Origin of the sequence: Haloferax prahovense (assembly GCF_000723845.1) — an archaeon.
Classification (GTDB): domain Archaea; phylum Halobacteriota; class Halobacteria; order Halobacteriales; family Haloferacaceae; genus Haloferax; species Haloferax prahovense.
Window position 1 is genome coordinate 1846440 of the sequence record NZ_LK053000.1, and the last position, 13317, is coordinate 1859756.

Consider the following 13317-nt stretch of genomic DNA (forward strand, 5'->3'; position numbering starts at 1 on the left):
CCCCAAGAGCGTAGATTTATACCCCGGCGGTATTCAAGGAGATGTATGCGCGGGTTAGCCAAAACGAGCCGAGAGCCCGGAGCTATGGAACTCGTCGACGTCGAGACACCCGAACCGGCGTCGGACGAGGTCCTCATCGAAATCGACTACGCCGGGCTCTGCGGGAGCGACGCGGGAATCTACAAGTTCAAGTCCGCCTTCGAGCGGATGACCATGCCGACCATCATCGGTCACGAGTACACCGGTCGCGTGGTCGAGCGCGGCGACGACGCAACCCGGTTTTCCGTCGGTGAGCGCGTGGTCGAACGGCCGATTCGGGGCTGCGGCGAGTGTTTCCAGTGCCAAATCGGCGAGGAGAGTATCTGTCAGGACGCAGAACTGACCGGTATCGACCACGACGGCGCGTACGCCGAGTACATCGCCGTTCCCGAGTCGGCGCTCCAGTCGGTACCCTCGAACGTCGACCCGAAGCACGCGGCGCTCGTCGAGCCGACGGCGATTTGCACGCGCGCGGTCCTTCGGAACTCTCGCGTCGAGGCGGGCGACCGAGTGCTCGTCGCCGGCCCCGGGCCCATCGGGTTGCTCTGCGCGCAGGTGGCCGCCTCGCAGGGCGCGGAGGTCGTCGTCGCGGGCGTCGGTCGAGACACGAACTACCGACTGCCGCTCGCGGAGGAACTCGGCTACCCCGCGGTCAACATCGAGGAAGACGACCTGACCGCCACCCAGCGTGACCTGACCGGCGGCGTCGGCTTCGACGTGGTGTTCGACACGACGGGCCACCCGTCGGGACTGCCGATGGCGGTCGAGCAGGTCCGCAAGGGCGGTCAAATCGTCCTCGTCGGCCAGACCGGCGAGACCACGATGGAGTTCACGCCGCTCGTCCGCGCCGAGGTCGACCTCCAGTGTACCTACGGCGCGACCTACGAGGACTTCGAGCGGGCGTTCCGGCTCATCGGCTCGGGCGACGTGGACCACGCCACGTTCCTCGACGACCGGTTCCGACTCACCGAATCCGAAGACGCCTTCGAGGCGTTCCTGGCCGGCGAGACCTGCAAGCCGGTGTTCGACGTTTCGGTCCTTCGAGACTGACCGACCAGTTCCGTCTCGTTCGTATCCGACTCTCCTCAGCGATTCATCTCTCAACCGCGGTTTTTCTCAGACGCAGGTCGCTCACTACTCCGTTCGTTCGTGTCTCGATCGGACGCCGTTTACGGCGCGGCCGCTCGGGGTCGACGGTCGGAAAAGCATGCCGCGGAGTCGGCTATCGAGGACTGTGACGCCGTCAACGCCGCTCGGTTCGGCGGGTCGGGGTCACTCCGGACGTGGGTCCCACTCGCGCTCGACGAGGAAGTCGTCGAGTTTGCCCCTCGGGTCCTCGAAGACGTGCGAGCCGTGGAAGACGAGCAGCGTCTCGAAGTCGTACTGGAGCAAGTCGTAGAGGTTGATTTCGGCGGCCTCGTGGTCGTCGTTGAACAGCGCCGGCGGCGGGAGGAGGTAGCCCGCCGGGAGCCCCGCACGGTCGGCCCCGTCGAGGGCGTCCCCGGAGATGAGGATGCCGCGGTCTTCGAGCAGGAGCGCCGAGGTCGCCTTCGTGTGGCCCGGCACCTCGATGACGCGGACGTTTCCGTCGAGCACGTCGCCGTCGGTGAACGCCACGTCCGGCTCGTAGTCGATGGCCTCGTGGAGCTTCGACTCGTTGGCCGACGCGAGGAGTTCGGGGTCGAACGCCTCCATCACCGACGGGAGACCGCCGTGGTGGCCGTGGTCGCCGTGGGTGATGATGACGCGGTCGACGCCGCCGTACTCCCGTTCCAGATGCTCGACGAGTTCGTCGCCGTCCTCGTCGAAGCCGGTGTCCACGAGCGTCGTCTTCCCCGTCGGCGTGTCCTTCAACACGAGCACCCGGACGTGTTCGAACTGAATCTGGTCGATACCCTCGGTGACGTTGCTAACACTCATTCCGGTGGAACGGTAGTTCGCAACGCTGGTTAATTCTATCGGTGGCCGCGAAACGCAGCGTTGTCGCCCGTAGACATGTCGAACGGGTGAATGTACCGGCCGGCCGTCGCAACCTCTCTCGTTGTGCAGTCGCCCACTCTCGACGGCCAGCCCGAGGCTCGACTGGACAATCGACTCGGCCGCCTGCGGCGTTCGTGTCGAAATCGTGACTTTCAGCCCCGAACGGGCTCGTAAAGACCAATATGTTTATTACGAACGATTGCTTGGTATCATACCACGAGGCAGAAAAAATAATGGTGATTCAGAAAGTCGGGGCCGTCCTTGATAGAATCGGCTTGGAGAGTGTTCGTTCAAGTCCGCTGTCAGTCCTGTTTATCCTGTTTTCGGTCGTCGTCATTTTCTTTGCGAGCCAGTTCCCGTCGGGCGACGGCGTCGGGCCGTCGTTCTTCCCGATTGCAGTGTCGGTCGGCATCATCTTCTTCGCCGCTATCGACGTGCTGACGGGCTCCGACACGGAACTCGAAATGTCGGAGTTCGACTTCGGACCCGCCGCCGTCGTCGCGGCCTTCCTCGTCGGGTACGTCCTGTTGATGCCGGCTCTCGGGTTCCTCGTGTCGACCATGCTGTTCATGCCGGTCGTCCTCTACTACTCGGACATCCGCTCGAAGCTCCTCGTCGTGGCGCTGTCGATCGGATTCCCGGTCGCGCTATTCTACATCTTCGGCCGGATTTTCCTCGTGCGCCTGCCTGAGGGCGTCATCCCGGTGTCGCGGCTGCTGCCGCAGCTCCCGCTGGTGGTGACGTTCTGATGGTGCTTGAGTACATTTCGCAGGCGCTCGTCAACCTCGCCGACCCGTTCGTCCTCCTGCTGATGGTCGGGGGTATCTTCCTCGGCATCCTCATGGGGTCGATTCCGGGGATGACCGCGACGATGACCATCGCGGTCCTGCTGTCGTTTACCTTCACGATGGAGCCGAGTCAGGGAATGATTCTCCTGTTGGGCATCTACGGCGGCGCGGTCTACGCGGGGTCGATTCCGGCGATTCTCATCCGCACGCCGGGCACCCCGTCGGCGGCGGCGACCATCTTCGACGGCCACCCGCTCTCCCAGAAGGGCGAGGCGGGCCGCGCGATTCGCGTGAGCACCATCGCGTCGTTCGTCGGCGGCGTCATCAGCGTCTTCGCGCTGATGTTCTTCTCGCCGGTCATCGCCGACGCCGCCCTCCGGTTCCGGTCGCCGGAGTTCTTCGCGCTCGCCTTCTTCGGATTGACAATCATCGCCAGCGTGAGCGGCGACTCGCTCACGAAGGGGATGGTCTCGGGCCTGCTCGGGATGCTCGTCGCGACGGTCGGTATCGACCCCGTGACCGGCTTCCACCGCTTTACCTTCGACATCCCCGAACTGCTCACGGGCGTCGAGTTCATCGCCGTCATGATCGGTCTCTTCGGCATCGCCGAGGGACTCCGCAAGTACTCGCAGGGCATCAACAGCGGGAACGACCGCGTCGACCAGGAGATTTCCGGCGTGTTCCCCTCGCTTTCTGACCTGCGGTCCATCGCACCGGTCAGCGTCGGTTCGGGCGTTCTCGGGTCGTTCATCGGCGCGATTCCCGGCGCTGGCGGCGACATCGCCGCGTTCATCACGTACAACGAGGCCACCCGCTGGCTCAAAGACAGTATCCCGTCGTTCGGTGAGGGGAACGTCCGCGGCGTCGCGGCCGCCGAGTCCGGGAACAACGCGAGCACCGGCGGCGCGCTGATTCCGACGCTGACGCTCGGTATCCCGGGTGACTCCGTCTCCGCCATCCTCATCGGCGCGCTGTTGGTCCACGACGTGAACCCCGGGCCGGGCCTGTACCAAGAAGAGCCGGTGTTGCTGTACACCATCTTCGTCGGGTTCCTCCTCATCTACGTGTTCATCCTCATCTTCGGCCTGCTCGGCGCGAACTACTGGGCGCGCCTCATCAACATCCCGAAGTCCCATATCTGGCCCGTCATCCTCGTGCTGTGTGTCATCGGAGCCATCGCCCTCCGCGGCAACGTCTTCGACGCGTGGATTATGCTCGGCGCGGGCGTGTTAGGGTACGCGATGCGGCTCCGGGGGTACCCGCTGGCACCCATGGTGCTCGGGCTCATCCTCGCCCCCATCGCGGAGGAGAACCTCCGTCGGTCGCTCGTCCTCTCGGGCGGCTCGCCGAGCATCTTCCTCACGAGCCCCATCGCCCTCGTCATCATCCTGCTCGGCCTGGGCGCGATCGCGCTGCCCGCCGTGCGCTCGATTCGCGCGTAGCACCGCGTTCAGACCTCGTCCTCTTTTCTCACGGCACGCGCGTTCCGTCGAGCGCTATCTCGCGTCGCCGACTGTCCACGAACCGCGCTGCGCTCCCGTCGCCTCGCTGAGCCCCTGCCGCGGCTGGCAGCGTTTCGGCCCGCTCGCTTCCGCATTTCTCTGTCGTACCTTCGTCGAGAGCGGAGCGTACCGCTCGGCCCGCCCTCAGTTTTGAGGATGTTGAAATACAGGGATATTTTTCTCCCGTCCGGCATCGAAATTACAGCAGTACAACTGTAACGAAACTCGTCGATTCCGACCCGTATTACGACATCGTTGAAATCAGATACTGCTCGCCGGACGAACCCGTGCGCGGAGGACGACCGTCGGGACCGCGAGCCGCGTCGACGCGGTTGCTCCGAACGAGATTCGGCGAAACGATATTATATCTCTCCGTGGTACACGCTGATATGGTCGTTGTTGCAGCAGTTGACCGGTCAGGTCGCTCATCACACGTTGTCGCGGAAGCCGCATCGCTGGCGGCGGCGTTCGACGAACCGGTCCACGTCGTCCACGCGTTGACCCGCTCGGAGTTCGTCGACCTCGGGCTGACGAGCGCGCAGGCCGAGAAGCCGAAGGACATGGCGGAGATTCGGTCCGCCGCCGCCGAGATGGCCGAAGACGCCGTGTCGGGACTGTCCGTCCCGTACGAGACGGTGGGACTCGTCGGCGACCCGGCCGACGAGGTCACCGAGTACGCCGACGAACAGGACGCGAGCTACATTGTGGTGAGCCCGCGACGCCGCTCGCGTACGGGAAAGATGCTGTTCGGAAGCGTCGCTCAGTCGATTCTCCTGAACGCGTCGTGCCCGGTCGTCTCGACGCTCGCCGCGGAGGAATAGCCGTTTTCCGGGACGTTCGCTCCGCGGGCCGCCGACGCTCGGGGCCGTTTCCCGTACACCCGTTACACGCCCCTGAGAACGCGCGTCCCTTTTTTTATCGCAACCCCCCGTAGCCTCGACCGTACATGACGGTAACAGCAGTCGCAGACGGAGTGTACACGGTACAGTTCGACCACGTCCGCGTGTTCGTCCTCGAAGACCGACCGTCCGGAACGACCACGCTGGTTGACGCCGCGTTTCCGGATGACGGCGACGAGTTGGTGTCCGTGCTGGACTCGACGTTCGGCGGCGTCGACCGCGTCATCATCACCCACGGCGACGAGGGACACTTCGGCGGGACGCCCGCCGTGGTAGACGCGTTCGACCCCGAACTCCTCGTCCCCGGCGGCGCGAAGGGTTTTTACGACGCGCTCGACGTCGAGGCCGACCGGCACTTCCGCCACGACGACGTGCTCGACGGCGGGATTCGAATCGTACAGGTCCCGGGGCACACGGTCGCGAACAGCGGGCTGCTCTTGGAAGACGAGGGCGTCTTCATCGCCGGTGACGTCTTGGAGGGGTCGGACCGTCGCGGGCTCCCACCGGGGTTCCTCGTCCCGCCCGCGGCGCAGTTCAACGACCTGAGCCACGAGGAAGCCGAGCGAAACCTCGTCAAACTGTTCGACTACGACGTCGAACGGGTCCTCGTGAGTCACGGCACGCACGTCGACGAGGACCCGCTCGGAAAGCTCGACGCCTGGCTCATCGACCGCGAGTGGACGCTGTCGTACTGAATCGGTTGAATCGACCAGTGGCGTCGTTCGGCGCACGTGCGAACACACAGTGCCACATGCGTTCGCACCCATTTTAACAGAATAATTTTATGTACTGAAGATAGATATCTCTGAGTCACCAAGACAGCGTTTTCTGAATTTTCACCTGTTGGGTGCGCACCCTACTATCGAGTTAGACCGTTCAGTACATCTCTTTACGCCGATTTCTCTTTCTCTGACGTTGAATACGAATATGTCGGTTACTAAGTATCCGATATGGCCGTATTCTTCAGCTTTAGGTGTTCTTAATGTGATTTCGGAGAATCCACGGATATTCGACTCCAGCGCTGAGAAATACTTAAAATAATATATTTATTTGAAAGTGTCAAAATAGATATTTCCTCGACACCTTCTGCGCGACTACTGACCCATGTTCTGATGGAGTCGAATCCGCTTCGGCTCGTTTCGCCCCGAGAAGGCGCGGATTCGCACGAGGTGGTCGTTGGACTGGCGGCGGACCTCGCGGCCGTCGTCCGTGATGGTCCACTCGTCCGGCCCCTCGCCTTCGGTCACGCCGACGATGAACGAGGTGTTTCGGGTGTTCCGCCAGACTTTCCGGACGAACCGCTTGTCCGCGCCGCTCTGGAGCGGTTGCCCGCTCACCGGATGGGAGTGCGCGCCGCCGGCCAGGCGGTGGTCGATGTCCTTGTGGAGGCTGGCCAGTCGCCGGAGGTGCGAGAAGAACTCCGAGGTAAACGAGATGGAGTCCGTGCGGCTCCGGAGGAAGTCCGGGTGGTCGATGGCGTGGTGGTGGCGAATCAGGCCGCGCTCGTCGGCGTACACCGTCGAGTAGACTTCACGCCCCGGCGTCGCGGTGGCCTGAAACGTCAGTTCGTTCAGCACGTGCTCCGTCACGTCGACGACCGAGGGGTCGCTCGACGCGGGCGCGTCGCCGAACGGGACGATTCCCGCGCCGGCGTCGATATCGTCCGCGGGCGTCTCCGGCGTCGACGACGGCGACGCTGACGACCCCTCGGGCCGGGTCGGCGTCGGTTCCGGCGAAGGCGATTTCGAGCCACCGCTGCTCGGCGGACTGCCCGCGCCGTCGTCCGGGGTCGTCCCCGCCGGGACCGGAAACTCCGCCGGGAGCGTCGTCTCGGGCTCCGGTGCCGTCTGGGACTCCCCGCCACCGGACGGACCCCGACCGCTCGGTGCCCCGCCCGTCGAGGAACGATTCGCTCCGCTCTCTGGGGCGGCCGGCCGGCTCTCGGGCGTCGCTTCCGCGGAGTCCGACGCGGGAGCCGAGTCGTCCGACCCGGAAGTCGGCTGAGCCGACTCGTTCGGAGGCCCCGAGGGCGTACTCGCGGGCGCGTTCGCATCGTCCGACGCCGCGCTTTCGCTCGATGGCGCGTCGTCTCCCGCGTCGAGAGCGCCGCCAGCGCCGCCCGCACCGTCGCCGCCGCCGTCGGCTTCGGCTCCACGAGTGTCTCGCTCACCCTCTGCGTCGGATTGGTCGTCGTCGGAATCGGCACCCGAACTACCAGCGTCCGGACTCGAGTCGTCTTTTTCCGGGGTCGGATCGGACCCACGATTCGTCCGGTTCGGTCCGTCTTGGTCGGGCTTCGCCCCGGTCGTCGAGTCATCTGGTTCCGCACCAGTCTGCGGTGCCTCCTCCTCGGGCGCATCCCCTCCAGTTTGCGGCGGCGACTGCGACGAACGGGGCAGGGTGGACCCGCCCGACGCGCGGCCGCCGTCTGGTGTGGTCTGTGGGGTCGTCCCGTCGCGGGGCATCGCCTTCTCGCCTGTATCGGGCGACTGCGGAGGGTCCTCACCCGACGATTCGGGCGAAGAGTCGGTACTCGGCGGCCCGTCGGAATCGGGCGGCGAGGTGGGCGTCGACTCGTCAGCGGGGGCCGAACTTCTCGTCGGTGTCGACCCGCCGCTTCCGGTCGGCCGCCCGTCGGCGCCGGACGACGACGAGTCACCGGACGGCGCGTGCCCCGGCGAGTCGTCGCCCGACGCGGTCACGTGGTCGGGGAGGTCGACCGCCGACGCGAACACGAACCCCGCGACGTGAATCGCGGGGCGGTCCCACTCGACGACCTCGATGACCGGCGCGTAGTCGGACAGCACCGACCGGACGGGCCCGGTCCACTCGGACGGTGCCGACGCGGCGATGAAGTCCGGGTCGGTCCGGGCCATCGGGTGCCGAGGCTCGCCCTTGTGTCCGCGGAGTGCCTTCAGCGTCCCCTGACTCTCGCGTTCGGTTCCGGGCCGCTCGGTCGCCGGGAGCGTCACGGTGCGGACGGAACCGACGCCGGCAACCCCGTCGGTTCGAATCAGCGCTGGGAGGTATCTGAGCACGTCCGAGAGGACGGCCTCGTGGTCCGGGGTGACTACGAGCAGTAACTCGTACGTCCGGCCGAGGCGCTCGACGGTCGTCTCGTTGTTGGCGGTCCCGACGAGAACGGGACTCACGTCCCGACAGTGAACGCCGAGTTCCTGCGGGATGCCTTCGAGCGTCGACGCCAGCGGGCGCTTGATGGGCGAGACGACGCCGAACGCGTCCGGGAGCGGCCGCGAGTCCGCCGCGCGCATGAGGTGGTCGACGATGACGGACACGGCTCGCTCGTCGGAGAGGCGGCTGACCGAAATCGACGGCGGGTCGCTCGCGCCACGAGCGTCGTCCGCGTCCGAGAGGCCCGAGCCGTCCGGGTTCATCTCGGCGTTCGCGTCGTCCGCGTCGTCCGCCCCATCGAGCGAAGGCGCGCCCTCGGGCTGGCGGTCCGGTGGTTCGTCTCGGGTCGCCCTGAACGGGACCACCCTCCGAACGGCCCGTCGGAGCGCCCGCAGGCGCGGGCGGAATCCGGGCATCAGCCCCGAGAGACCGAGGTTCGGAGCGATGGCCGCCTCGACCGATTCCGGAGCGACGACCGCGACCACGCCCAGTCCGAGGAGCACGGCGGCCGTCACGCCGAGTGCGACCCAAAGGAGGCGGCGGCGTCGGCTGGAGCTGGAGTCGCTGTCGCTCGGTTCGTCGGCTCGCTCGTGGTCGTCGTCGGTCGGCTCGATGACTGCGCTCAGTTCTACGAGTTGGATATCGTCTGTCATGGTCGGTGAAAACGCGCGTTCGTGGGTCGTCTGCGGGCGGTGCGGCTTACTGCTCCGGGAGCGCCGGCTCGATGTGGTCGGCGAAGAAGCGCTCCCAGCGGTCGACGGGGTCGCTCACGCCGAACTTCGCCGTGTGTGCCTCCCACACCTGCCGGAGCGGCGACGACTCGTCGTGGACCTCCGCGTCGACGTACGCCGCGCCGCCTCGGCGGACGTGGGTGTGAATCCACGCCGCGTCGAGCGGCCAGAAGCCGACGACGTGGGCGTTTGCCACGTCCGCGTGAATCGTCCGGAGGTTGTGGTGCTGGCCGAGGGTGACGCCGTGGGGGAGGACGACCATCAGGTCCGGTTCGGCCAACGTCGGGACCGTCGCGTCGGGTTCGATGTCTCCGTTTTCGATCGCCCACGGGGCCCACTGCTCGGCCGACAGCCACGGCGTGAGGCTGTTGGCCGCCCGCTGAATCGCGGGGTTGAGGTCCATCTCGGCGCGGCCGCCGATGGGGACCGTCGTCATCGCGGCGCTCCAGTAGCCGTACGACCGGTTCGCCACGTCGGTGTGGGTCGTCGCCGCGAGGAACTTCGCCAGCTCCGGTGCCACCTCGTCCATTCCGATCTCCTGCGCCCGGTGGTCGATGAGTATCGCCGGCGCGTCCATGACCGCGACGCCGAGGCCGGCCAACAGCGCGTTCTGCGGGTTCTTGTACAGCCCGTCCGCGGTCTTGTGCGAGGGGACAACCACGTCGACCGTCTCCTCGAAGACGAGGCCGACGTCGACGAACTTGTAGGCCGGAAAGCCGGTCCCGAGCGACGACGGGACCAGCGCGTGGTCCGCGTCGTACGACAGCCTGAGCAGTTCGCGCTCGACTTCCGGGGCGAGCATCGGCGTGACGTCCTCGATTCGAAGCGGGTTGCGCCCGAGTCGGACGTCCTGGACGAACCGCGTCGGAATCGACGTTCCGAGCATCTCCTCGGCGCGGGAAATCCACTCGCGCCGCACCACGTCCGCGAGCGTGTTCGGCGGGAAGAACACGCCCACGCTGTGCTCGTCGTGGTCGTCGACGTCGGCACTCGGTCGGTCTGCCGCCGCGTTCGCCTCGACCGCGCCGCCGCCCGCGCCGTCGGTGATGACCGCGTCGTCGGCGTTCGAATCGTCGGTGCCGCTCCGCGAAACCGCGTTGCGTACGTAGTTGAGTGGGTTCATGTGTGTCTCCGTGAGTGGTTATCTGAGTCCGGACCTCTCGACCTCGCGTTCGCCTTTTTTGCGTTTCGTCTCCGTTTCGGACTGTCCGCGACGGCCGAGGGCGAAGCCGATGACGCTCGTCACCGCGCCGAGGACGACGACTACCCCGCCAGCGACCCACGTCGGCGACAGCAGGTTCGCCAGTCGGACCACGTTCATCGAGGGAAGCGACGACTCGGCGTCGCTGTTCAGCTGCCGCGCCGCTCGGTAGCGCTTCCGGTGGTCCGAGAGCGTCTCCGGGTTCTGGGCGCGCAGCTCGGCGGCGCGCTCGGTGAACTCGGCGGTATCGGCCGTCGCGTAGCCCTTCGCCTCGCGCTTTTCGATGAAGCCGACCGTCGCGTTGAGGTTCCGCGCGGTTCCCTCGGCGTAGGCGCGGGCGAGGGCCGCGGTCGCCTGCTTCTCCGCGACCGACCAGTGTTCGGCCGCGGTGTCGTAGTTCGCTCGCGTGTAGCTCAGGTTCCCCGTCTCGATGCGGTTCTGGACCGTCTGGAGCGTGCTCGCCTCGACCGAGACCATCGGTCGGTCGTCGAGGCGGCGGAGTTCCGCGAGTCTGTCTTTCGCCGCTTCACGGGCGTCGAGCGCCTCGTCCGCGCTCACCGAAGCGGTCGGTGGTCCGGACAGCGCCGCCGACCCCGCGTCGGCCGTGACGACTGGGACGGCGACCGCGAACAGCGAAAGCACGACGAACGCCGCGAGGGTGGTGCGGACGACCACCGTCGTCACGGATGGCCGCCGCTCCGTCTCTTCGAACGCCCGGTGGGTACACCCGTGTCCGAGCCGCGAGTTCATGTCTGAAGTCAGAGTATTTGAATCCGATTCCGTCGATTTGCTGGACTGGGTTGAATCGTTGGTCATCGTGATCTGTTGTGTATCGGGTTTGTGAGTGTTCTCGTGACGTTCTCGTTTTCGTCTTCGCGTCACACAAATAGATTGTATGACTGTAAACAAATATCTTGCGTGTGACATAATTCGCTGCCTTTTGTACTCTCGTATACAGTTTATATGCGTATACAGTAGGGCAAAATCGTATGACATACACGATGACAAGAACTATCTCACCGTTTGACATACCGGCGGTCATGACGAAAGACGAGATACTCCAGGCCCGCGTCTCGAAGCGGGTCAAGAGACAGGTGGACGAGATCGCCCAGCAGAAGAACAAGAAAACGTCCGAATACGTCCGGTCGGTCATCAAGGCGAACCTCACGGACGACAGCGCGTCGGTCAACATCCCGAAGCTGTTCGAAGACGACCTCCGTTCGATTGCGCGCGACACGGGCGAGCGGACGGGCGTGTACGAGGCCATCGAAGCGCAGGTCTGGGAGACCATCGCCGACGACGCCTTCCGACAGGAGGTTCGGCGGCCGGTGTTCGACGCCGACGGCACCGTCACCATCGCCGGGCAGGGGTCCTCGACGTCAGTCGGCTACTGGCTCGCCGACCGCCTCCGCGACCGCGGCATCCGGTCGCAGGTCCGCAGCGGCGTCGAAGCCACCGGGATGCACTCGTCGGCCGACGACACGATCCTCGCCATCTCACGGAGCGGGAAGACTGATTCTATACTCGACCTCTGTTCGAACCAACCGGCGACTGTCGTCGCCGTGACCGACCCGGACAGTCCGCTCGCGGAGCGCGCCGACCACGTCGTTCCGCTTCCGAGCGTCGAAGAGCGAATCGACATCTACGCGACGAAAAGTCTCGTCGCCCAGCTCGCCGTCCTCCAGGTCGTCTTCCTCGACGACTACGTCGACCTCCAGCGGTTTCAGGCGCGGTTCAGGGCGCTCGACGAGTTCGTCGAAGGCCAGTTCAAACAGGGCGACGACGCCGCCGGCCTCTCCGGCCAAAGCGATATTCTCGCGGCCATCGAAGAGCTACAGCGACACAACGACCTCCAGAGCGACCCCATCTTCGGGGCCCTCGGATCACAGCGCGGACTCGGAAACGAGGCACAACTCAAGCTCACGGAGTTCCTCCACGTCCACGCCGAGGCAACAAACCTCCAGAACATCGTCCACCGCCTGGTCAACGTCCTCCACGGCGGTTCGAGCTACCTCGTGACGGCGATTCCGCAACAGGGCTCCGCGACGTACCGCGAGTGGAACGACGTCCTGTTCGGCGACGAAACTTCCGTCTGGAACGTCCTCCAGTCTGCGGACTTCGACCAGAAGGTCCCGCTCATCGCGTTCACGCTGAACGGTGGTCCCGCAGAGCAGGCCGTCCGCGAGCGCTCGCTGTACGGTCGGGACGGGCTCGTCCGACTCGACGCCTACGCCGTCGAACCCGAGGCCCGAGACCTCATCCTCTTCGTGGCGATTCAACTGTTCGCCTACGGGGCTCTCTGCAAGCTCTGGCTCCAGGACCCGGCGCTCCAATCTCGGGTCATCCAGAGCATTTACAATCCGGCCGAGACCAGCGACACGGAGGTGAACTAACGTGCCAAACGACGGCTGGAACGCCGACTACTTCGAGGACGAGTTCGACGAACCGGACCCGTGGGACTTCGATTCTTCGACCTACGAGCAGCGCAAGTACCGCCGCCAGAACCGCGTCGTCGAGAGCCACGTCGGCTCGCCGGAGTCGATTCTGGAGATCGGCTGCGCCGAGGGCGTTCACTCGGAACTCCTCTTAGAACGCTTCCCCGACGCAGACCTCCACGGCATCGACATCTCCGAGGCTGCCGTTGAGCGCGCTCGGGAGCGGACCGATAGCGACCGGGCGACGTTCTTCGCCGGCGAGGCGAGCGCGTATCTCGACTCCCTTGACGAGCAGTTCGACGTCATCGTCTGGAGCGAGACCATCTACTATCTCGGGGACACGATGAGCGTCCCAGAGTTCCACCGGTTTCTCGACGTGGTAGCCGGCCTGCTTTCCCCCGACGGCGTGCTCTGTATGGCGAACATCGTCGGCCAAGACGAGGGGCCGGAAGCGCCGCTCACCGAGGTGCCGATTCTGGACGCCTACAAGACGCTCCTCGCCGCCCGACTGGACCGAGTCCACGAGGCGCGCTACACCGAGCCCAAATCGGAAGACGACGCCGAACACACCTACGAAGTCCTCGGCTACGTGCCGAGCGCCTAACTGCCT

Annotated in this window: 11 protein-coding genes; 7 read left to right on the forward strand and 4 right to left on the reverse strand. The window is 65.5% G+C overall.

Annotated features, from left to right (window positions below):
* The first annotated feature begins 45 nt into the window (after positions 1-45).
* Positions 46-1089 (forward strand): zinc-dependent alcohol dehydrogenase, encoded by a 1044-nt coding sequence (locus tag BN984_RS09330; protein WP_049968089.1) that lies wholly within the window; start codon positions 46-48, stop codon positions 1087-1089.
* A gap of 222 nt (positions 1090-1311) precedes the next feature.
* Here BN984_RS09330 and BN984_RS09335 read toward each other — a convergent pair whose 3' ends face one another.
* Positions 1312-1959, reverse strand: a complete 648-nt coding sequence (locus BN984_RS09335; RefSeq protein ID WP_008091901.1) for an MBL fold metallo-hydrolase — start codon at positions 1957-1959, stop codon at positions 1312-1314.
* Positions 1960-2252: 293 nt separating this feature from the next.
* Here BN984_RS09335 and BN984_RS09340 point away from each other — a divergent pair, with 293 nt between their 5' ends.
* The 4 genes from BN984_RS09340 (at position 2253) to BN984_RS09355 (ending at position 5903) form a co-directional block, all read left to right on the forward strand.
* Positions 2253-2768 carry a tripartite tricarboxylate transporter TctB family protein gene (locus tag BN984_RS09340; protein WP_008091904.1) on the forward strand — a complete coding sequence of 172 codons (516 nt, stop codon included), beginning with the start codon at positions 2253-2255 and terminating at the stop codon, positions 2766-2768.
* A complete protein-coding gene (locus BN984_RS09345; RefSeq protein ID WP_008091907.1) occupies positions 2768-4249 on the forward strand; it encodes a tripartite tricarboxylate transporter permease in 1482 nt (493 codons plus the stop codon). Before BN984_RS09340 ends, BN984_RS09345 begins: the two co-directional genes overlap by 1 nt.
* 449 nt (positions 4250-4698) lie before the next feature.
* On the forward strand, positions 4699-5130 hold the full coding sequence (locus BN984_RS09350) for a universal stress protein (RefSeq protein WP_049913361.1): 432 nt from the start codon (positions 4699-4701) through the stop codon (positions 5128-5130).
* Between the two features lie 125 nt (positions 5131-5255).
* Entirely contained in the window at positions 5256-5903 is a 648-nt protein-coding gene (locus BN984_RS09355) for an MBL fold metallo-hydrolase (protein WP_049968090.1), read from the forward strand.
* 399 nt (positions 5904-6302) lie between these two features.
* Here BN984_RS09355 and BN984_RS09360 read toward each other — a convergent pair whose 3' ends face one another.
* The 3 genes from BN984_RS09360 to BN984_RS09370 are packed head-to-tail and all read right to left on the reverse strand — an operon-like array spanning position 6303 to position 11022.
* Positions 6303-8993: a hypothetical protein gene (locus tag BN984_RS09360; RefSeq protein ID WP_049968091.1), complete on the reverse strand. Its 2691-nt coding sequence runs from the start codon at positions 8991-8993 to the stop codon at positions 6303-6305.
* Between the two features lie 46 nt (positions 8994-9039).
* Positions 9040-10194: a hypothetical protein gene (locus BN984_RS09365; RefSeq protein ID WP_049968092.1), complete on the reverse strand. Its 1155-nt coding sequence runs from the start codon at positions 10192-10194 to the stop codon at positions 9040-9042.
* An 18-nt stretch (positions 10195-10212) separates the two neighbouring features.
* A complete protein-coding gene (locus tag BN984_RS09370) occupies positions 10213-11022 on the reverse strand; it encodes a hypothetical protein (RefSeq protein WP_049968093.1) in 810 nt (269 codons plus the stop codon).
* A 290-nt stretch (positions 11023-11312) separates the two neighbouring features.
* On the opposite strand from BN984_RS09370, the gene BN984_RS09375 reads away from it, so the two are divergent.
* The gene (locus tag BN984_RS09375; protein WP_008091917.1) at positions 11313-12665 is read left to right on the forward strand and encodes an SIS domain-containing protein; all 1353 of its coding nucleotides are present in this window, start codon (positions 11313-11315) and stop codon (positions 12663-12665) included.
* A 1-nt stretch (position 12666) separates the two neighbouring features.
* Positions 12667-13311, forward strand: a complete 645-nt coding sequence (locus BN984_RS09380) for a class I SAM-dependent methyltransferase (protein WP_008091918.1) — start codon at positions 12667-12669, stop codon at positions 13309-13311.
* Positions 13312-13317: the final 6 nt, after the last annotated feature.